This is a genomic window from Streptomyces olivochromogenes, assembly GCF_001514115.1.
Classification (GTDB): domain Bacteria; phylum Actinomycetota; class Actinomycetes; order Streptomycetales; family Streptomycetaceae; genus Streptomyces; species Streptomyces olivochromogenes.
In genome coordinates, this window is sequence record NZ_KQ948488.1 from 1 (window position 1) to 19,501 (window position 19,501).

The 19,501-nt window shown below is 66.8% G+C and carries 12 protein-coding genes and 2 pseudogenes; 7 read left to right on the forward strand and 7 right to left on the reverse strand.

The genetic code is table 11. The features are described 5' to 3' along the window. Positions 1-169: 169 nt before the first annotated feature. On the forward strand, positions 170-1,177 hold the full coding sequence (locus AQJ27_RS48000) for a glycosyltransferase family 2 protein (RefSeq protein WP_159064638.1): 1,008 nt from the start codon (positions 170-172) through the stop codon (positions 1,175-1,177). A 62-nt stretch (positions 1,178-1,239) separates the two neighbouring features. Here the strand turns inward: AQJ27_RS48000 and AQJ27_RS48005 are convergent. The 4 genes and pseudogenes from AQJ27_RS48005 to AQJ27_RS48020 form a co-directional block, all read right to left on the reverse strand. Beyond that, a pseudogene (locus AQJ27_RS48005) lies at positions 1,240-1,653 on the reverse strand (transposase); the annotation flags it as partial. A 30-nt stretch (positions 1,654-1,683) separates the two neighbouring features. Further along, a pseudogene (locus tag AQJ27_RS48010) lies at positions 1,684-2,782 on the reverse strand (integrase core domain-containing protein). A gap of 196 nt (positions 2,783-2,978) precedes the next feature. Then, positions 2,979-6,893: a wHTH domain-containing protein gene (locus AQJ27_RS48015; RefSeq protein ID WP_067384579.1), complete on the reverse strand. Its 3,915-nt coding sequence runs from the start codon at positions 6,891-6,893 to the stop codon at positions 2,979-2,981. 152 nt (positions 6,894-7,045) lie between these two features. Continuing rightward, positions 7,046-7,348, reverse strand: a complete 303-nt coding sequence (locus AQJ27_RS48020; RefSeq protein WP_067384581.1) for a hypothetical protein — start codon at positions 7,346-7,348, stop codon at positions 7,046-7,048. Between the two features lie 368 nt (positions 7,349-7,716). Here AQJ27_RS48020 and AQJ27_RS48025 point away from each other — a divergent pair, with 368 nt between their 5' ends. Continuing rightward, positions 7,717-8,169 (forward strand): hypothetical protein, encoded by a 453-nt coding sequence (locus tag AQJ27_RS48025; RefSeq protein ID WP_067384584.1) that lies wholly within the window; start codon positions 7,717-7,719, stop codon positions 8,167-8,169. 5 nt (positions 8,170-8,174) lie between these two features. Further along, positions 8,175-10,442, forward strand: coding sequence for a tetratricopeptide repeat protein (locus AQJ27_RS48030; RefSeq protein WP_067384587.1), 2,268 nt, complete (start codon positions 8,175-8,177; stop codon positions 10,440-10,442). A 255-nt stretch (positions 10,443-10,697) separates the two neighbouring features. On the opposite strand, the gene AQJ27_RS48035 is transcribed toward AQJ27_RS48030, so the two are convergent. From AQJ27_RS48035 to AQJ27_RS48045, 3 genes are all read right to left on the reverse strand, one after another. Further along, a complete protein-coding gene (locus AQJ27_RS48035; RefSeq protein WP_067384589.1) occupies positions 10,698-13,247 on the reverse strand; it encodes a tetratricopeptide repeat protein in 2,550 nt (849 codons plus the stop codon). 5 nt (positions 13,248-13,252) lie between these two features. Beyond that, on the reverse strand, positions 13,253-13,702 hold the full coding sequence (locus tag AQJ27_RS48040) for a hypothetical protein (RefSeq protein WP_067384591.1): 450 nt from the start codon (positions 13,700-13,702) through the stop codon (positions 13,253-13,255). 450 nt (positions 13,703-14,152) lie between these two features. After that, positions 14,153-15,559 carry a helix-turn-helix transcriptional regulator gene (locus tag AQJ27_RS48045; RefSeq protein ID WP_079065865.1) on the reverse strand — a complete coding sequence of 469 codons (1,407 nt, stop codon included), beginning with the start codon at positions 15,557-15,559 and terminating at the stop codon, positions 14,153-14,155. A 201-nt stretch (positions 15,560-15,760) separates the two neighbouring features. On the opposite strand from AQJ27_RS48045, the gene AQJ27_RS57710 reads away from it, so the two are divergent. Genes AQJ27_RS57710 through AQJ27_RS48060 form a run of 4 tightly spaced genes read left to right on the forward strand, consistent with a single transcriptional unit; the run spans position 15,761 to position 18,803 of the window. Next, the gene (locus AQJ27_RS57710; protein ID WP_167552159.1) at positions 15,761-15,898 is read left to right on the forward strand and encodes a hypothetical protein; all 138 of its coding nucleotides are present in this window, start codon (positions 15,761-15,763) and stop codon (positions 15,896-15,898) included. A gap of 19 nt (positions 15,899-15,917) precedes the next feature. Beyond that, the gene (locus AQJ27_RS48050; RefSeq protein WP_067384594.1) at positions 15,918-17,114 is read left to right on the forward strand and encodes a cupin domain-containing protein; all 1,197 of its coding nucleotides are present in this window, start codon (positions 15,918-15,920) and stop codon (positions 17,112-17,114) included. Then, positions 17,111-18,013 (forward strand): aldo/keto reductase, encoded by a 903-nt coding sequence (locus AQJ27_RS48055; RefSeq protein WP_067384597.1) that lies wholly within the window; start codon positions 17,111-17,113, stop codon positions 18,011-18,013. The genes AQJ27_RS48050 and AQJ27_RS48055 overlap by 4 nt, the downstream gene beginning before the upstream one ends. Then, the gene (locus AQJ27_RS48060; RefSeq protein ID WP_067384600.1) at positions 17,985-18,803 is read left to right on the forward strand and encodes a phosphotransferase; all 819 of its coding nucleotides are present in this window, start codon (positions 17,985-17,987) and stop codon (positions 18,801-18,803) included. The genes AQJ27_RS48055 and AQJ27_RS48060 overlap by 29 nt, the downstream gene beginning before the upstream one ends. The last annotated feature ends 698 nt before the right edge of the window (positions 18,804-19,501 follow it).

Here is a 19,501-nt window from a genome sequence, read left to right on the forward strand (position 1 = left end):
GCCTATCTGCGCGGCCTCTTAGAACAGAGCTTCGCCAGGTGTGTGGGACAGGTGACGGTTCCGAGGCCTCAGGTGAGCGAGTTGTATGTTGGCTGTGCACTGGGTGCCCGAGGGGCTTGTCGCGCTGTGAGCTGTCCACCTATGTTCGATCACTATGCTCGGTTCCCCGATGATCAGTGTCATAGTCGCCGCGCACGACCTTCAGGGACAGCTGGAGGTCTGCCTGAATTCGATACTGAACCAGTCCTCCCGGGACGTGGAGGTTGTCGCGGTCCTGGACCAGTCTGCCGAATGCCCTGCGGACTTGGTGGATGACTATGCTCGGCGCGATGGGCGGGTCTCGGTCGTTCGGCTGACGGGCGTCGTCGGCATCGGCCGGATACGCAACGCGGGGGCGGAGCGCGCCGCCGGTGACTACCTGCTGTTCCTGGACAGCGATCACATCTTCGGGGGTGAAACGCTTCAGGCGATGGGCGATCAGCTGCAATCGGCAGACGAGCCGGATGTTCTTCTCTTCGGGCACACTCGCCTCCATCGCGGCCGCTCGTGGCCCGGTGCCGCCGCCGGCCTGCTTGCCCGGCAGGGACGTGAGCCCTTCGCCTCGATCGACCAGCCCGAGTTGTTCGGTGCTCCCGCCTACTCCTGGGACCGTTTGATCCGCCGCGACTTGTGGATCCGGCAGGAACTCGCGTTCCCTGACGGTCTCCACGAGGAGGTCCCAGTCGTCCACCGCGCCATGCTCGCCGCCGACCGGGTCGCCGTCCTGAAATGGAACTGCGTCCAGATCCGTCGTCGGCACACTCAACACCCCGCAGGCTCACCGGACGGCACCCACTTCGACGTCTTCGGCCGGTACGAAGAGAGCTTCGACTTGCTCGAGGAGCGCGACGCCCTGGACGTTGTGGCTCCCTTTCTCTTCACTCGCATGATTCGTCACTACCTCTTCCTTCTCAATCTCGAGGGATGTCTCTCCCGTTCCGAGCGCCCGCAGTTCTTCGAACGCGCCAGCGAGCACTACCGGCGGTTCCTCCCCGACGGCTACGAACACCCCGAAAGTCGGGAGGGTGTCAAGTTCCAACTTGTGGCGAGCGGGAGATACAGTGCGCTGAAGGCCGCCAGTCTCCCTCAGCGCGCGCGGAGTTTCGTCTCTCAGGGCGCCGCCGTCCGCGGACGGTAGCCCCAGGATGGGTGACTTCGACCGTTACTGCCGCCGACACAGCGGCGCCGCGTGTACCGCACCCTGCACCGCCGGGTCAGCGCGTCCACCCAGACGAACGCATACGGTCCGGTGTCCAGCGGCTGTTTGCGAAACGCGCTGACCCGCTCGTCCAGGTGCCGGGCCATGGCCGAGACCTGCGATTTCGACAGCTGCGTGACACCAAGGGACTCGGCCAGCTTCTCGAACCGGCGAGTGGATACTCCCAGCAGATAGGCGTTGGCCACCGCCGAGATGAGGGCCTGCTCGGCACGCCGTCTGCGTTCGAGAAGCCAGTGCGGGAAGTAACTCCCGGACCTAAGCTTGGGGATGGCGAGTTCAACGGTGCCAGCCCGCGTGCCGCAGGGGCGATAGCCGTTGCGCTGGTTGACTCTCTCGTCACTGACCTGCCCGTATTCGGCATTGCAGAGGGCGTCGGCCTCCGCGGACATGAGCGCTGTCCTTGCCGAAAACTTCGTCCGTACAGGTCACGCGGCATGTTGGTACTCGTGGAGGATGCCGCCGAGTCGGTCGCGTTTTCGTATGTCGAGGCGGGCGATCTGCCCCGGATCGGTGATCGGTGGGGGCAATGGGTGCAGTGGGCGGGCGTTGGCGATGCCCTGATGCGGTCGATGCCCGTTGTAGAACTGCTCGAACTCCCTCAGCGCGCGGAGCAGGTGGTGATGATTCCAGATGAGGGTGCGGTCCACGAGTTCGTGGCGGCAGGTCTGCACCCACCGTTCCATGATCGAGTTCATGCGCGGTATTCGCACGCCGCTGAGGACTACCTCGATGCCGGCGTTGGTGAGGATGGTGTCGAACAGTGCGGGGAACTTTCCGTCCCGGTCCCGGATCATGAACCTTGCCCGGCAGTCGGCGTCTTCGAGGTCCATGACGAGGTTCTTCGCGACCTGGGTCACCCAGGCCGCGGTGGGATGCGCAGTGGCGCCCAGGACCCGGATTTGCCGGTTGGCGTGCTCGATCACCGTGAAGACGTACAACCGCGCTCCGGACAAGGTGACGGTCTCGAAGAAGTCACACGCCAGAAGGACGTCCGCTTGGGAGCGCAGGAAGTCCGACCAGGTGCTCGACGCCCGTTCGGGGGCCGGCGGGATGCCGGCGTCCTGGAGGATCTCCCAGACCGTGGACGGGGCTACCTTCACTCCGAGTACCAGCAGTTCGCCGTGCACGCGCCGGTACCCCCAGCTCGGGTTCTCACGGACCAGGCGCAGTACGAGGGCCCGGATGGAGCGGACGGTGCGGGGTCTGCCCCCCGCGGTGGGGCCGGGATCGGGCGGCATGCCGGCGGGCGACCAGGTCACGGTGCCAACGCAGGATCGTGTCCGGCCGCACCAGCAACCGCATACGGAGCAGCGCCTCCTTCGGGAGGGCATGCAGCAGCGCCGCCAGGAACGCCCGATCCCCCGGTGCGAACTGGACTCGCTGCCCGTTCAGATGCCGTTGCAGCAGGGTGATCTGATGGCGTAGAGCCAGGATCTCTACATCCTTGTCCCGGGTGCTCACCGGCAGCAGTCGCAGCATCGCGAACATGTTGGTCACGCTCAGGTAGGCGAGTTTCAACAGCACGAGCGACCATCATGCCGAGGTGATCGTCATCTCCGCCAGAGCACTGCGTCGGCCTCAGCATCCGACGGAACGAAGATCACGGCACACGGGCTCTGACCAGGGCGGATGAGGTTATCGGCAAGGGCAGCGTTTGCGGCCACAGTGGGTGCGGAGCCAGTCTTGAGGAGATGGTCGAAATCGCTGGCGATGGCCTTTCCTACGTCGGACGAGGCACCTGGGAGAGTGCTCGACGCAAGGTCTCGGTGACGTCGAGGACGGGGATGCCCAATTGGGTCAGCCAGTCGACGATTTGACCGAATGGGACGTTCATCTGCCGAGCGCGCTTGAGGAGGTCCTGCAGCGACAGCCTGGACTCCGCCGAAAGATATCCCTCGTCGTAGGTCCCCCTTTTAAGCAGCTCGAAACCGACAGTAGCAGAGAGCCCCTCGGGGAAATCTTTGGAGGATACAGGAATTCCGTACTGCTCCATCTTTTCTACAAGTTCCCGGGGCGGGCGGAGTAGATCACGTGAGGCTGCGACCAAATGCGCGAAGGGCATCATGTCTCCCGTTGATACACCCCACCACGAGCACGGCCCGGAGGGGTTGAGGAGTGCAGCATCGAGTTGGTCGGGGGTTTTGGGGACGTGCAGGGGGATGTCGTATCCGTACTCCTGAAGTCGGCTGATCACGGAGCGAAGGGGGCGGCTTTGGTCGACTGTTTCAAGGATCAGCTGGTAAGGGAATGGGCCGGGCGGGATGTACTCCGGGGGGTTGCCACCGTATCCGTCGTCGAAGAGGGCGAGGTCGTCGACCGTCGCGTCGGGTGGGAAGGATGGCGGCTCCGGAAACCCCAGGTCCTGGTAGCACCGCAGTGCCTCGGTCGGTGACACCTTAAGCTCTTCTGCGGCTAGCAGCACTTGGGCCGGGGGTATGTCGCGAAAGCGTGTCAGCCAGCCTCCGCGCTCGTCGTCGCAGAACTCGCGCAGGAGTGTGACAGTCTGGGAGACGGGACGGTCAGGCAGGCCGGCATGGTCGGTGCGAAGGCCATATGCATGGTAGCGCTCGCAGATTTCGGGCACATCGAGGCCGAGTTCGATACTGGCCTGCGCGAGGCGGCCGGGCGGAACGGCTTCGTCGGGGCCGAACCACTTAAACGTCCCTTCTCTGGAGTCCTGCATTAGGAGGTCGTCGTCCATGCCTGCAATGGCCAGCGTGACGACGGAGTCGGGCACTACAAGTCCGTGGTCTCGCCAGACTGTCGCAATCTCCTGAGGTGCCTGGCCGGTCTTGGCGCATGCGTACACCAGCCGTGTGACTGTGGGGCTCGCATCGCGCCGCAGGGAGCCTCCCAGGCCGTCGGCCAACAGGGCGAGGTTCTCCGATGAGTTCGCCGCCCCCGGCTGAAGACCTTCTGGCCACAGGTCATGGTCTCGAAGCAACGCCGCTCGGCGGGCCGCGGCGTCGGCCGACACGCCGATCTGCTCCACCGCCTCACGCTGTCTGAATTCACGCCGGTTCCAGGACCAGTACGCGTCATCGTTGCTTTTGTAGCACAGCAGCAGTTGGTCTGATGGTAGTGCAGCAAGGAGTGGGCGTGGTTGCATCAATTCCGGGCAGAATTCTGCGAGTTCGCGCAGGTCGTCCGTCCGGTCGTGTGCAAGCAGGCGCCAAAGGTAGATGTGGTCGGGCGGGTTACCGCTGAACTCCCATGGTGTCGCTGCCTTCCGTTCTTTAGACCGCTGTCCGAGGAGCATATCGGCGTCCGACGGAAGGATGCCGGCCCGCCCGATATCGAGCGTCGCCCCCTCCCCGTACCTCACCCGTCGGCCAGCCCGCATCGCCGCTTGCGTCAAGGCATCGGCCAGCGGTGCGCTCCGGTGGGCGATCCGGCAGATCCAGGAGTACTCAGGCAGCGTTTGATGCTCGCTTGCGACCAGGGCGTCGGCGGCCCGCGTCAGCAGATCGTGGAGGGCTGGGGCGACGTTGTCGAGCACCTCAGCTCGGTCGGTTGAGAGCTGGGCGGGGGCATAGGGGCCAATCAGGTTCACGACCACGCCGGTCAGCCCCGAGTCGGCAGTCGACAGGATCCCCGTACGGTGGGCTGGCTGAACAACAAGACCGTCGACCAGTAGCGCGCCCCCATACTGGGTCCACGTCACCTGAACGCCTTCGGGGGCGGCGGCCCAGGCAGCCCGCGCCCCGTGGGCCTCAAACCCGAAACGCTCCCCCGCTGGCTGCTTCCTCGTGCGCAGTTGGCCTGCGGGCCACTCGGAACAACGTGTGTCGTCCATGGCCGTGGTGGTGAACTCCGCGACGCCTAGGACTCGTTCTAGTACGTCGACGCAGGACCGGTCGGCGTCGTCATGCAGGTAGAGGCGCACGCACGTGCCAGGGCGCTCGCCGCGGTCGGCAACGGTGACGATGCGGAAGAGGTGTCCGGGACCGTGGATCGAGGCGCTGAGGACTTGTCCAGGCGTGCCGTCGAGGCCCATGCGGCAGGTAGTGACGGTCAGCTCGTCGGCCAGCATGAAGTAGCTCAATACTCCGATGCCGAAGCGGCTGTTTGCGTAAAACCTCACCGGCGGGCTCAGCTCGCTCCATGTCGCGTGCTCAAGCTTGAAGTCGGCCTGTTCCGCGAACCGCGCGCCTGCCTGTGAGAAGACGCCGCGTAGTTCCGCATCGCTCATGCCGATGCCGTTGTCCCGGCACTCCAGATAGGCGCGTCCGTCAGCGTCGGTGCCCTGCGTGAAGGTGATGAGTCCGTCGTAGGTGTAGGACGCTCCCGTCTTCGAAGTCTGGTCTAGGTACTGCGTTCTCGCGCGGCGGTAGCGGCACGCATCCAGCGCGTTCTGGTATAGCTCGCGCACCGCGAGATCGCGGTCTTTGTACAACTGGACGCCCATGAGGATTTCGCGGATGCGGCGCTCGTCGAGGCGGAATCCGGCCCAGCCGTCGAAGGCGCCCTCCGCCGGGCTCACATCGTCCGCTGAAAGGCGTGTGGGCAGTACCGGCATGGGGTGAGTGATCCGCTCCTGGGCCGCACGGTGTACCTGGTGCAGGATCTCGTCGGCGCGAGCGGTGTATTGCCGCAGGCCCTCGACCACAGCTTCGTGGTGGCATTCGGCTCTGAGTGTGGGGAGCGCCGCCTTGCCACCCCAGGTGGCCTGCTGGACGGTGTCGCGAAGCTGCCCGAGGTCGACGGGGTGGGGTATGCCGAGGTGCTCGACGACAATGTCTGGCAGGGTGGTTATCTCCGCGCAGGTGCCGTAGGCGAGGGCTGCCAATAGCGCGAGTCTGCGGTCACGGACAAACTGGTGCCCGGGGGCTCGTACCCGGTCCTCAGCAGGCAGGCGGTCGAGGAACTCGGCGTTGGTGACGTCGGGGCCACGTCGGACGGCGTGCAGCAGGTTGACCACGCGGGACGGATGCAGGATTTCCCCCAGTGCCCGCGCTGGCTCGCCGATCAAGACCAGGAGCTCCCGTACAGAGTCAGGATCCGCGTGTCCGCCCTCACTCAGCATCCATCGGTGGAACAGCCACCAACCGATCGCGGGCGCGGCTTCGGGGCGTAGCGTCGCTCGTTTGAGGAGCCGCTCGTGGCTCGCCGCGAAGGCCTCGAAGGAGCGCCGGTCGGCGTCCGCGCCGCGTGCGGATTCCAGCCGCGTAGGGTCAACTCGCGCACAACGAGCCGTCGTACGCTGCCAGTTCGCGCGGTAAAGGAACGGTATGAGTACAAGCAGAGCGGCTTCGGCTGGGTACAGATCGAGCGGGTCCTCCGGGTCGGGCTCACCTAGCAGCCACTCCATCCGCTCGGCGAAACGCACCGCCATCCCGGGGTCTTGCCATGGGTCGGCTGCCAGTGTGGCTAGAGCCTTATCACGCACCTCGGCGAGGGCGGCCACCAGCGCGAGCGTGTGTCTTCGGACCGCTTCCGTGCCCCGGGCTGCCGAGATGTGATGCCAGACGGTAGAGCGGGCGGCAGCCGCGACCCACGGCTCCTCGTCATCTCCCGCCACCTGGGCCGTAGCGGGTGTGTCCCGACGCAGATCTATGTGGACGAAACGCGCCTGCACCACGGGCCCTATCTGTGTGCCACCACTGATCGAGTTGTGCACCTCGGCGTCCCCCATGTCGTGCGCGCACCTCGCCCAAATCCGGCAGGGTCGGACTCAACTGGCCGTCCCCCGCGTGCTCACGTAACCGCTGGCCAGCCCCAGCATGGCAGGCGCCCCTGCCGGAGGGCGACCTCAGGCCCCGCGGGGCAGCCGTCGATGCCCCGCGATCAGGTCGGCCGCGGTTCACGGACCCGCCGCCAGACCACTGCATAGAAACGGCTCCAGCCGATCCGTTCCGCGATCACCGTCGCGGGCATCTCGGGGAACTGCTGCAACAGTTCCCTGACCTGTAGTTCGACTGCGTCCACGATCGAACCCCACGGCTCGCGCTGGTACTCCGGCGCCACCTCTCTGTTCAAGGTCCGCCGCACCGTGTTCCGTGAGATCTCCAGTTGCCTGGGGATTGCCCTATTCGGCCTCTGCTCAACCTGGTGCAATCGGCGGATCTCCGCCCAGCCCTCGACGTCCATCCCCCATCCTCCCGGTCTCGGTGTAGTCAGGTAGTTCCGAGACGTCTCGTTCGGCGAGGATGCCTCGCGAGTACGGGCTGGCGCTGCACCCCGCGCCATGCGCCGGCTGCCGCTGCAGCCGCTCATCGAACACACGCGCCCCTGGTTGATTGCTCCCGACCCGAATCCATTGTCTCGGCTTCCACGGGTCAGGTCCCCATAGATGCGACGGGCCGTCAGGGAGGCGGGTGCAGCGCGTCAGGTGGTCCGTAGCATCCCGCCCCATGGACACCATAGTTACCAATAGTGCACTTATCTTCTGGGGCGGGTCGCGAGGCCGATAGCGTGTCCTTTTCTGGTCAAGCAAGAGATAGCGAGGGTGGTACGGCATGGATCCGATTTCGGTGGCGTTGCTCGCGGCGCTGGCAGGCGGCGCCGGCGGTGAGCTGGGACGGCAGGCCTGGGTAAATCTGACCGCGTTGGCGCGCCGCCCGTTCGGCCGTGGTCATGGAGAATCCGCCCAGGCTCCAGCCGTCAGTTCCGGGGAGGCGGAGCTCGTCAGACTTCAGGAGACGCCCGGGGATGCGGCGCGTGCGCAGGCGCTGAGCACAGCTTTGGCGGTGCGAGCCGCGTTCGATGCGGAGTTCTCTTCCGGCCTGCAGCAGTGGCATGAACAGGCGAAGGTGGTGCGGACCGGTGACGGTGACGTCCACAGCACGATTAGCGGCGGCACCCAGTACGGGCCCGTGCTGCAGGGCCGCGACTTCTCCGGATTGTCCTTCACCACCTCTGCTCCTCCTTCGCCCGCCTCTGAAGGCGGCACGCGGCCGACGCAAAGCTGAGCAGCATGGCCGACCAAGGCGGGAACGTGTCCAATGCGATCAGCGGGGGGGTGTTCTTCCAACAGGTGATCCAGGGCCGCGACATCACGGTGATGCTGCCCCCAAAGGTTCCGCCAGCGCTGTCCGGTCTCCCCGCTCCCTCCCCCGCCTTCACCGGACGCCAGGCACACGTGGAGGAACTGCTGCGAGAACTGGTCCCTCGCGAGGAGCGGCAGCAGGCGACAGCGGTGGCACCGCAGCCGTCACGGATGGCAGTGGCAGGTCTTGCTGGTGTTGGGAAGACCGAGCTGGTCGTCCAGGTCGCCGTACGCGCGCTGCGCGAACCTGGCTGGTTCCCCGGCGGAGTGCTGTTCGTCGACCTGTTCGGTTACGACCCCGAACGTCGGCTCTCTCCCGAGCGGGCCCTGGACGGGTTTCTGCGCGCTCTGGGCATTCCCGGCGAACACATCCCCAACGGCCTGCATGACCGGCAGCGACTGTATCGCAGCGTGCTGGCTGCCTTCGTCGAACAGGGCCAGCGGATCCTGGTGGTCATCGACAACGCCTCCAGTGCCGACCAGGCAGCTTCGCTGCTGCCCACCGACGGGATGACCGCCGCCCTGATCACCTCCCGCCACACCCTCGATATCGACGCCCGTCTGCACGACCTGAACGTCCTCGATACCGACGCGTCCATTGCCCTGCTGCACCAGGCCCTACTGCAGTCCCGCGGTCCCACCGAGACTCGTGTCCAGGACGCCCCCGAAGCAGCCACAGCCATCGCTGACCTGTGCGCGGGCCTGCCCCTGGCCTTGCGTATCGCTGCCGCCCTGCTCGCCGACACCCCCACCCGCCCACTGGCCTCGCTCGCCCAAGCCCTGCAGGCAGAGCACTCCCGACTGGACCGGCTACGCCGGGAAGACCGCGCGGTGCGCGCCGCCTTCGATCTGTCCTACGAGCACCTCAGCAACGCTTCGGTCCGGCTGTTCCGCCTTTTCCCCATTAATGCCGGCTCCGACCTGTCGACGGAGAGCACAGCTGCTCTTGCCGACCTGGATGTCTTCACCGCTGAGGAGCTCCTCCAGGACCTGAACCGCGCCCACCTGATCGAGACCTCCGGGTCCGTCTGGGGGCGCTGGCGCATGCACGATCTGATCCGGCTCTACGCCGATGGCCACAGCCGCGCTGGCGAGCACCGCGCCGAACGCGCCGCCGGAATCGAGCGGCTCTACGCTCACTACCTGGCCATCACTCAGGACGCCGACACCTATCTGGGGCCCCAGAGGCTGGCGCAGCCGTCCGCTTGTTTCGCTGGCCGTACTGCAGCCCTGGAGTGGCTCGAATGGGAGATGTCGAACCTCGTTGAAGCCGCTACTAGTGCCCTCGAGGCCGGTCAGCCCTTGGCCGGGATCGGTTTGGCCATGGCGCTGGACTCTTACCTGGAACGGTGTCGGGCCTTCCCTGAAGCCGTAGCAGTCCACGAGGCGTCCCTAGCGTGTGCCGTGCGCCTTGACAGCCTCGAAGGACGGGCGAAGTCCCTAAACAACCTCGGGATCGCGTACAACGAGGTTGGTCGCAACGAGGAAGCCATGGCGGCGTTCACCCACGCCGCGCGGCTGTGCGCCAAACTGGGCAACCACTCCGAGCGGGGAAAAATCCTCAATGGTCTTGGAACTGTGCTGCGTGAAACAGGCCACCCTGCTAAGGCGGTCCAGGTGCATCAGGAGGCCCTCTCTCTCCAGCAGCAGTTGGGCGACGTTGCTGAACAGGCGGCGGTGCTGAACAACCTTTCGCTGGACCACCAGGACCTGAACGCACACTTCCAAGCTCTGGAGAACGCGAGGGAAGCCGCAGGGCTCTTCGGTCAGCTGGGCGATGGGAAGCAGGAGGGAACCGCTCTGTGCACCATGGCGCTGGCGCTCGACGAACTGGGACGACCACATGATGCTGTGCAGAAATGCGACTGTGCCATCAACGCTTTCCGTGTCAGTGACGATGCTCATCAGGAAGGCACTGCTCTCCTGACGAAAGCCCAGATCCTGGCCTTCTCACTCGGTCGCTTCGAAGATGCCGTCTCATGCTGGACCCAAGCAGTCACCGTGTTCGAGCGGACAAACGAAAGAATCCTGCAGGTCAAGGCGTTCACGCTCCTGGGCTTGGCACTGGCCAGCCTGAACCGCCAAACTCACGCAATCTCGATGTTGAAGGAAGCCGTCAGGCTCGCTACCACCCTGGGCCTTGCCGAGGAACTAAACGAAGCCCAGACCTCTCTGGACATGATCAGAGCTTCTTGAGTGCTACCGAACATCATTGCCTCGAGTAATCCTCCCCAGTCAGGACGAGGAGCTGGTCCACAGGGCCAGTCTGCTGGGGGCTGTTGCCTAGCGGACCGCTGGTGCTGCGCGTGACCGACCGGGGTCTCGGCGCGCCCTCCCCGTCCTGGCTGGAGCCCGAAGGGGGCCGGGCGACGAAGAGGGGCACGAGGTGATGTGCCAACTCACCGTCGGCGGGGTTCGCGCCGCCGCAGCGATTGAGCAGAGGGTGTTCGTTCATGGCCCAGTGCTGAGGCTGCCACCTCCAAGCCAGTTGGCCTCTGTGAGAAGTGCGATTGACTTCTCGTGCAAGGCCTTGCTCTTGCTGTCGCTATCACCAGTCGCGTCGAAGGCGGCAGCTGCCTGTGTATAGACGTTGATGGCCTCTTTGAACCGTCGTTCGTGGCCCAAGGCCGTGCCGAGGTTCATCAGTGCCTGGCCTTCGCCGTGGCGGTCGTCTGTCTCCCGGAAGACGGCGGCGGCCCGAGTGTGCGCGTCGATAGCTTTCTCAAACTGCCCAGCCCCTTGCATGGCGCCGCCGAGGTTGTTCAGTGTCCCGCCCTCTCCATGCCGGTCACCGGTCTCATGGCAAATGGCCAGGTCCTGGGTAAGGGCTTCGATGGCTTCGTCAAATCGCCGGGCCGCCGTAAGAGCTGTGCCAAGGTTGTTGAGTGCACGGCCTTCGCGGTGACGGTCCTTGGTCTCCCGATAGATATGCGCGGCCCGGTGGTGGGCGCTGATGGCTTCGTCGATTCGCCGTTCGTTGCGCAGGGCTATGCCTAGGTTGTTCAGGGCCTGACCTTCGCCGTGGCGGTCGCCGGTTTCCTCGAAGTAGGCCGCGGCCCGGGTGTGTGCGCGGATGGCTCTACTGAACTGTCGGACCCCGAGCCGCGCAGTGCCGAGATTGTTGAGGGCCATGGCTTCGCCGTGGCGGTCACCGGTCGCTTCGAAGATCTTGGAAGCCCGCCAACAGGCAACGATGGCTTCCTCGAAATGGCGTGTCAATACGAGGGTGAAACCAAGATTGTTCAGCACCAAGGCTTCGCCGTGGCGGTCTTGGATTTCGCTGAAAACCTGGACGGCCTGTCGGAAGACGACGATGGATTCCTCAAAACCGCGCGCTTCCTGCAAGGCCGTGCCCAAGTTGAGCAGCGCCGCGCCTTCGATGCCACGGTCGTGAAGTTGTCGGCAGAGGGGCAGGCTTTGCTTGTGCGCGTCGATGGCTTCCTCGAACCTGCGCGCCTGGGCGAGAGCTGATCCGAGGTTGTTCAGCATCATAGTTTCGCCATTGAGATCGCCTGCCTCGCGGTAGACGGCCAGGGCCGTGGTGTTAAGAGTGATCAAGTCGTCGAAATAGCGGCGTTGGCTCAGAAACCGAGCCAGCGAATCGGCAAGGGAGGTGGCGATGGTCGGGTAACCCAATGCGGGAGTAGTGGTTGCGGTGGTGATCAGGTTCGGGCGTTCCTCCTCCAACCAGGCCAATGCCTGCTCACGATCGGAGAACCGTAGCGAGACATCGCTGTCGTGCTCAGTCTTCAAGTGGGTGTCAGCGCCACGTGCAGTGGTCTGGTAGTGGTCGAGCAGACGGGACAACGCAGCAGTGTCCTGGTCTGTCGCGCCAGGTGTCCGTCCGTGCTCCTCGGCGTAGAGACGGACGAGGTCGTGCATCCGCCAGCGGCCCCAGATGCGCCCAGGTTCGATCAGGTGGGCGCGGGCTAGGTCCTGCAGCAGTTCCTCGGCCTGCACATGGTCTGCGTCGATCAAGTGGGCAGCGGATTCAGTGGAGACGTCCGGGCCGGGGTTCAGTGGTAGCAGGCGGAAAAGGGAGGCGTGCTGCTCGTCGAGGTGCTGGTAGGACAGGTCGAAGGCGGCGCGCACGGCGCGGTCCGCGCGGCGCAGCCGATCGAGCCGAGTGTGCGCTGCTTCCAGAGCGTTGACCAGGGAGGCCAAAGGACGGGTGGGTATGTCGGCGAGCAAGGCTGCGGCGATACGCAGAGCCAGTGGCAGGCCCGCGCACAACCGGGCGACGGCAGCGGCCGCTTCGGGTGCCTCGCTGACTCGGGTGTCGCCGTCGCCGCGGGCTTGAAAGAGAGCCTGCCGGATCAGCTCGACCGAGGCATCAGAATCCAGGATGTCCAGGTCGTGCAGGCGGGCGTCCACATCGAGAGTGTGGCGAGAGGTGAGAAGGGTCGCGGTCATGCCATCCGTGGGCAGCAACGGACGGACCTGATCAACTGTGGAAGCGTTGTCGATGACGACCAAAACCCGCTGGCTCTGTTCGGCGTAGGCAGCCAGCACACTGCGGTAGAGACGCGAGCGGTCCTGCAAGTCGGTGGGAACGTGCTCGCCGGGTATCCCCAGTGCACGCAGCAGGCCGTCCAGAGCTCGTTCCGGAGTAAGACGGCGCTCGGTGTCGTAGCCGAACAGGTCCACGAAGAGCACCCCGCCGGGAAACCAGCCCGGCTTCCGCAGGGCTCGCACCGCGATCTGTACGACGAGTTCGGTTTTGCCGACACCGGCCAGACCCGCCACCGCAGTGACCATCGACGCCCGCTGCCGCCCCCCGTGGGGTGCGAGCCCCTCCAGCAATTGGTCCACGTGCGTGTCACGGCCGGTGAAGGCCAGCGAGGCCGCGGGCAGTGCGGACAGCGCCGGGGTGATCTGCGGGGGCAGTTGCACGGTGATGTCGCGCCCCTGGATTACCGCGTGGAAGAAGATGCCGCCGCTGATGAGGTTCGGGACCCCGGCTCCGGTGTCTCCTTCCCCTGCTGTGTCTGTCTCGGTCATGCCGCTCAGCCCCGCGTCGGCGGTGTTCCGTCCCCCAGGGAGGACGACGGTGGTGGCGGAGTGGTGAACGAGATTCTGGAGAAGTCCCTCCCCTGCAGCACGGGCCCGTTCTGCGTGCCGCCGCTGATCGTGTTGTTCACGTCGCCGTCACCCGTGCGCACCAGCTTCGCCTGCCCATACCACTCCTGCAGGCTGGCGTGAAAGTCCGAGTCCACCGCAGCTCGAACCGCCAAGGCAGTACTGAGTGCCTGGGCGCGTGCAGGATCAGCTGGCGCCTGTCCCAGCGCTGCCACCTCTGCCTCCCCGGAACTGACCGCAGGAGTCTGGGCTCCATACTCGACGCGCTGGAACGGGCGCCGCACCAGAGCACTCAGGCCCGCCCATACCTGTCGGCCCGCCTCGCCACCTGCTCCGCCAGCCAACGCCGCCAGCAGCCCCACCGATATCGGATCCATGCCGAACCACCTCTGCAGTATGCGTGTTCACACCAGTGGACACGTTACGAGGAGCTGCAGTTCCGCCAAGCCGAATCGGACACGTTGCCGTCCCGCTGTGTCCACACGGTTGGACCGGTGCCGCTGCGGTCGTCCACCATCAAGACGATGTCAGCGCCTGGCCCGCTGCCCCGTGTCAGGTCAGATCCCGCATCGTGTAGCCAGCAACCCCGATAATTCAGCCGCTTGCGCCTCGCGCTCTGGGGGGTGCAGGGGCTGAGCGGGCGTATGTGCTGGCGACGGCGGCGGCCGCTGTGAATCCGACGGGAGCAGCGAAGGCTTCGGCCTTGCGCTGCGTGGCCTCACCGAGGGGATGTCCGGCCTCAGCCCACGGGCTATCACCGGCCGAATCAAGCAGCTCGGGACAAGCTGCCGCCCACGCGTATGAGCCGTGTTTGACACCGACCGATCTCAGGCGCTGACGGCCCCGGTACGAACGGCGTATTCCTTGAGGCCGGGGAGCGCGGCGGAGCCGTACACGAGGTCGGCGGTGAGGGCGCGGACTGCGGGTCGGCAGGCTTCTTCGGGGGCCTGGTGTTCGATGCCGCGCAGTGCGGCGTAAGTGGCCCGTGGATTGTTGAGTTGGTGCCACATACGGGCGGTGTCGGTGTAGAAGCGCGCCCGGCGTTCGGCGGTGGGTAGTCGTGCGGGGTTGATCGAGTCGGCGTACCTGATGCCTTCGTCCGGGGTGCCGAGGGCGTTGTGGATGCCGATGCGGTACAGCGCGCACTGCTGGGCACTGGCGTCCACGGTGAACAGCCCGGCGTCGGGGCCGGCGGGCAGGCGTTGGGCGCTCTGGTCGGCTTCGTCGGCGAGGTTCAGCGCGGTGGTGCGGTCGCCGGTGACGGCGGCGCTGTACGCGGCGGTCAGCAGCAGGCTGGTCCGGACGGCGAGCGCGGACGGTGCCGGTGTTCCCCGTTCCGCGCCCAGGGTGGTGGCGGTGTGGGTGAGCAGGTCGACGGCTGTATGTCCGCGTCCGGAGCGGCGCATGGCGATGGCGAGAACGCGGGCGGCTTCTCCCACGGGGGCGGGTTGTCCGCTCTCGCGGGCGGCGCGTAGGGCGCGATCTGCGGTCACCCAGGCGGTGTCCGAGTGGGCCTTGACGGTGAGTTCGGATGCCAGGACGTAGGCGCGCGCGACGATCGTGCTGGCGTGCTCGCGGCGGGTGCCGCTGAGTGAGTCGCGGGTGGCCTCGGCTGCCGCGATCAGGGCGGGGAGTTCCTCGCCCAGACTCGTGTAGCGGGCTTCGCGGAAGTCGCTGCGGGCTGCGGTGAGCGCGAGGGACAGCCGGTCCAGGGGCATTGGCTCGGCGGTGAGGGGCTGGAACAGCGCGGATTCCAGTGCTGCGGCGGGGTCTGTGGCGGTGCTGCTGTCCGCGGCAGCGGCCGTGGTGGCGGTGGAGGCCAGGGTGGCGCCGAGGCCGGCCGCTCCGGCAAGGAAGTTTCTGCGTCGCACCGGGTCGTCCTCCTGGTCCGCCGGGGCCTGGTCTGGGGCCACCCTAGTGGCCGGAAGGGCCAGGTGAGCCGACCTTGCCGCTTCCTGCGGTCCGGGTCGCCCGGGTGAGGAGGGGGCGAGTCCGAGTTCCTCCGGGGTGATGGTCAGGATGCGCGCGATGCGGATCAGGATCTCCCAGGGCGGGGTCAGTTCGTTCTTCTCCACTCGGCATACCCAGGCCGCGGAGTAGCCGATCGTCGCGCCTAACTGGGCCTGGGTCATCCGGGGTCGGCGGGCATTGCGGCGGCTGCGGATGAGCACCCCCAAGTCCACTGCGACCACGGGCAGAACCACGGGATGCGGCGGTAGGGCGTGGATGCTCATCAAGCCTCCTGGACATGCCCTGCGTGGGGATATTCACGGTATCCGCCTGGGCCGGGGCAGGCTGTTCGTCTTTGCTGAACTTGCGGATTCTGCAAGTCGCTTGAGGATGCTCCCGGCCTTGTATCGGGGTGGTCTGTCGGGGCGGTTTTCTGAGGGCAGCCGGCCATCGTGAGCCGGACGGTTCGTCTCAGGAGGTTCCTGATGCCGCACACCACCACCCAGTCCTCGGAGCCGGGCAGCGGGCTGGTCCGTGCCCGCCGTCAGATCAACGCCGCCCGGGTCCGCGGGGCAACGCCGTCAGACGGCGGCGGCACCGGCCGCTCGGACGGTAACGACTAGTCGAGGACGATCTGAAGCGATGACCATCGTGTCCATCGCGGAGCGGCTGGGCCAGGACGGGTTCCTGGCCCGGTCGCTGCACCGCGACTACCGCCACGTCACCCAAGCCGTGGACGCCCCCGGTTCCCTCGTCTCCTTCGACGTTCTCAACGAACTGATCGCCTCGCACCGGCTGGAGCCTCCACGGCTGCGTCTGTCGGCCGACGGCGAGGTCCTCCCCCAGCACCGTTACGCCGTGCCCGTCACCACACGACGGCACACGGTGTGGCAGCGCACCCATCCGGCCGAACTGCACCAATGCCTGTCCGGCGGCGCCTCCCTGGCGATCGACGCGATCGACGAACTCCACGAGCCCGTCGCCGACCTCGCTCAGCATCTGGAGAGCTGGCTGCGCACCCGCATCCAGGTCAACGCCTACGCCTCATGGACCCCGACCGAGGGATTCGGCATCCACTGGGACGACCACGACGTCATCGTCGTCCAGGTCGAGGGCGCCAAACGCTGGCGGCTGTACGGCCCGACCCGGCAAGCCCCTATGCACCACGACGTCGCCTTCCCCGAGCCGCCACCGGAGACACCGGTCGCGGACGTCGTTCTCAACCCGGGCGACGTCCTGTATCTGCCGCGCGGCTGGTGGCACGCGGTCACCGCCGACCAAGGCACCGCCTCCCTGCACCTGACCTGCGGAATCGGCCCGCACACCGGCGCCCACCTGATCGGCTGGCTGTCGGAGCGGCTACGCACCCACGGCCTCGTCCGAGCTGATCTCCCCCTGCACGCCTGCCCCGGCGCCCAGGAGGCGTATGTGGAGTCCCTGCGCAAGCTGCTGCTGGACGCTTTGGACGAGCCGGACCTGATCGGGCGGTTCGCTGCAGCCCGGGACGCGGAAGACCTCGGCCGACTGCGCCCCTCTCTGCCCTTCCTCAACGGCGTCCCTGCGGATCCGTACCTCGCGGTGCGGTTGACCACCGGCCGAGCCCGGCTCACCAAGGCCCGCGATGACGACGGTGCGGAGGTGATCCGCTTCACCGCGGCCGGACAGGAAATCGACTTCGCCCCGGCCACCGCATCGCTGCTGCGCCGTCTACTCGAAGGCGGCTGGTGGACACTGGCCGATCTGGCGACTGCCGCCAGCCTCGCCGTGCCCGATGCAGCCGGCGTAGTGGGTGAGCTGGTGGACGGTCAGGCTGCCTGCGTCCGGGCCGGTCACCGGTGACCGCCGCGCTGGCGCTCGGCACGTACCGGCTGCGGGACGTGGCCACCGCGGTCCGGTACGCCGCCGCCTCCGAAACTACGTGGCTGGACACCGCGCCGAACTACCTGCACGGACGCGCCCAAACACTCCTTGCCCCTACCCTCGTCGAACACCCACGCCTGCAGGTCGCGACGAAGGTCGGGTTCCTCACCCCGCAGACCAGCGAAGCAGTCTCGGCCGCGGGCGTCCTCCCGCCCGGGATGCGCCACAGCCTGCACCCTCGGTACGTCCGGTGGCAGGTGGAACGCAACCGGCACGAACTCGGCCGGGACCGCGTCGAGACCGTCTTTCTCCACAATCCCGAGCGCGTCGGCGAGGCCTCACTCCGCCAGGTCCTGAGGGATGCCTTTGCGGTCCTCGAACAGGAAGCAGCCGCCGGGCACCTTGTCTCGTACGGCGTTGCGACCTGGACCGGGTTCCGTGACCGGCTGTTCACCGTCGAAGGCCTCGACGGCCTCGCCACCGAGGCGGCCGGCAGTCCGCAACATCATCTGAAGGCCATTCAGCTGCCGGTCAGTCTCGTGATGGACTCAGCGCTCGCTGCGGCGCTGGACGGGCACGGCCCGATCGCCGACGCTGCCGCCCGGCGATGGGACGTACATGCCTCTGCGCCCCTGCACGGCGGAGAGCTGTTAGCCCTGGCCACCGCCGAACTCGCCGCCCTGCTCCACTCCTCGCTGAGCATCGCCCAGGCCTGCCTCCTGGCCGTGGCCTCCTGCCCCGGCGTCTCAAAAGTGCTGCTGTCTGCCTCGACTCCGGCACACTGGGATGCCGCTCGCGCAGCCCTCGACGAGCCGCCCCTGCCCGCCGAGACCCTGCGGAAGGTCCTGAATGTACTCGCCCCCCACCACCCCGACTGACGAACAGCGCACCCTGACCGCCCAGTCGGCCGCCGCCGACGCCCTCGGCATCACGGTCACCGGGCCCCGCCAGTGGGGCTACCAGGGCCGCACCCTCGGCCAGCAGGCCCACCACCCGCAGCACGGGGCCTGCTGGCTGCGCCTCATCTCCGCCCCGGCCAGCCAGGCGAACGGGAAACTCTGGGACGGCACCGCAGAGGCCGCGGCCGCCTTCCCCACCGTGCACAAACCCGCCCTCCACGACCTCCACGACCTGCACTACGGCGGCCTTGCCTTCCGCGCCGAGCTGTCGGAATTCATCGCCGGCCCGGCCTGCTCACCCGAGCCCGTCCTGCGTGCCGAACTGGACCTGGCCCCGGCATGGTGGACGAGCCTGCGCACCGACCTCGACACCATTGCCGCCACCCGCACCACCCGTGTTGCCGTGCGACAGGAATGGATCTCGCGAGCCGTCCCTCAGCACGCCCGAGTTCCCGCACCAGACATCACCAACTGGGCCACGGCGCATGGCGACTTCCACTTCGCCAACATCACCGCTGAACCCGTCATCCTGGACTGGGAAGGCTTCGGCGCCGCCCCTCTCGGCTACGACGCCGCCATGCTCTACGCCTACTCCCTCCTCGCCCCGGCCACGGCCGCCACGATCCGCCGGGAACTACCCATCCTGAACACCCCAGCCGGCAACACGGCCCTTCTCGTTGTCGCCGCTGACCTCCTGCAGTCCTGCTCCCGCAGCGACCACCCCGAACTTGCCGACCCCCTACGAGCCCTCGTCGCCTCCCTCACCTGAGGAACCACCGCTCTTACGGGGCCAGGACCTGATGCACAGTGAATACAGAAGCCCGGGGACCGATACGCAACAGTTGCGGACCGTAGCTGAGGGAGCTGCGGTACACCGCGCCGGTGCGCCCTCCAGCGGCAGGCGCCCAGCGGGCCATCCGAACGGGTGGACTTCTGAAGGCTCGTCCCAGACCGATCCCCCCGTTGCCTACCGTCACCAGTATGGAGGTCAATACCTACGCCACGGCGTGCCTTTGGCGGACTACCAGCTGACCAAGGCCGACCACCGTCGGCAGCGAGAGGCTGTGCAAGTCCATGAGTGGGTTCAACGCCAACTTGCCAAGGCCCCTCCCTGGTCAGACAAGCACTGGGAGGAGATGCGCCAGCCCCTCGGGCCTCCGACTCCTCCGTGGGAACTGCAGCGGTGGAGGCTGCGCTTGTACTGCGGACACGTCATCGAGGCAACCCGTAACCGGAACAACCCCCGGCCCGATGGAGGGGGCCGCGACGAGGAACGCTGCCCAGAATGCGGACTGAACCCCGCAGTGATCGTCGCCTTCGAGCCCCTGGGACCTGCCGCCGAACCCCCAGCGGAAAGCCGCTCCCTGATGTCCAGTCGCTCCACACGGCAACCGCCCGCAGATCGGCGCAGCAAGGCCGAACTGGTAGCCGAGAACAACGCGCTGCGTGCGGAACTGGAGTCCCTGC

What these genes read in the sequence shown, in the direction of transcription:
- AQJ27_RS48000 (WP_159064638.1), top strand. Translation starts at nt 170, where the DNA reads ATGATCAGTGTCATAGTCGCCGCGCACGACCTTCAGGGACAGCTGGAG.
- AQJ27_RS48015 (WP_067384579.1), bottom strand. Translation starts at nt 6,893, where the DNA reads ATGGGGGACGCCGAGGTGCACAACTCGATCAGTGGTGGCACACAGATA.
- AQJ27_RS48020 (WP_067384581.1), bottom strand. Translation starts at nt 7,348, where the DNA reads ATGGACGTCGAGGGCTGGGCGGAGATCCGCCGATTGCACCAGGTTGAG.
- AQJ27_RS48025 (WP_067384584.1), top strand. Translation starts at nt 7,717, where the DNA reads ATGGATCCGATTTCGGTGGCGTTGCTCGCGGCGCTGGCAGGCGGCGCC.
- AQJ27_RS48030 (WP_067384587.1), top strand. Translation starts at nt 8,175, where the DNA reads ATGGCCGACCAAGGCGGGAACGTGTCCAATGCGATCAGCGGGGGGGTG.
- AQJ27_RS48035 (WP_067384589.1), bottom strand. Translation starts at nt 13,247, where the DNA reads ATGACCGAGACAGACACAGCAGGGGAAGGAGACACCGGAGCCGGGGTC.
- AQJ27_RS48040 (WP_067384591.1), bottom strand. Translation starts at nt 13,702, where the DNA reads ATGGATCCGATATCGGTGGGGCTGCTGGCGGCGTTGGCTGGCGGAGCA.
- AQJ27_RS48045 (WP_079065865.1), bottom strand. Translation starts at nt 15,559, where the DNA reads ATGAGCATCCACGCCCTACCGCCGCATCCCGTGGTTCTGCCCGTGGTC.
- AQJ27_RS57710 (WP_167552159.1), top strand. Translation starts at nt 15,761, where the DNA reads ATGCCGCACACCACCACCCAGTCCTCGGAGCCGGGCAGCGGGCTGGTC.
- AQJ27_RS48050 (WP_067384594.1), top strand. Translation starts at nt 15,918, where the DNA reads ATGACCATCGTGTCCATCGCGGAGCGGCTGGGCCAGGACGGGTTCCTG.
- AQJ27_RS48060 (WP_067384600.1), top strand. Translation starts at nt 17,985, where the DNA reads ATGTACTCGCCCCCCACCACCCCGACTGACGAACAGCGCACCCTGACC.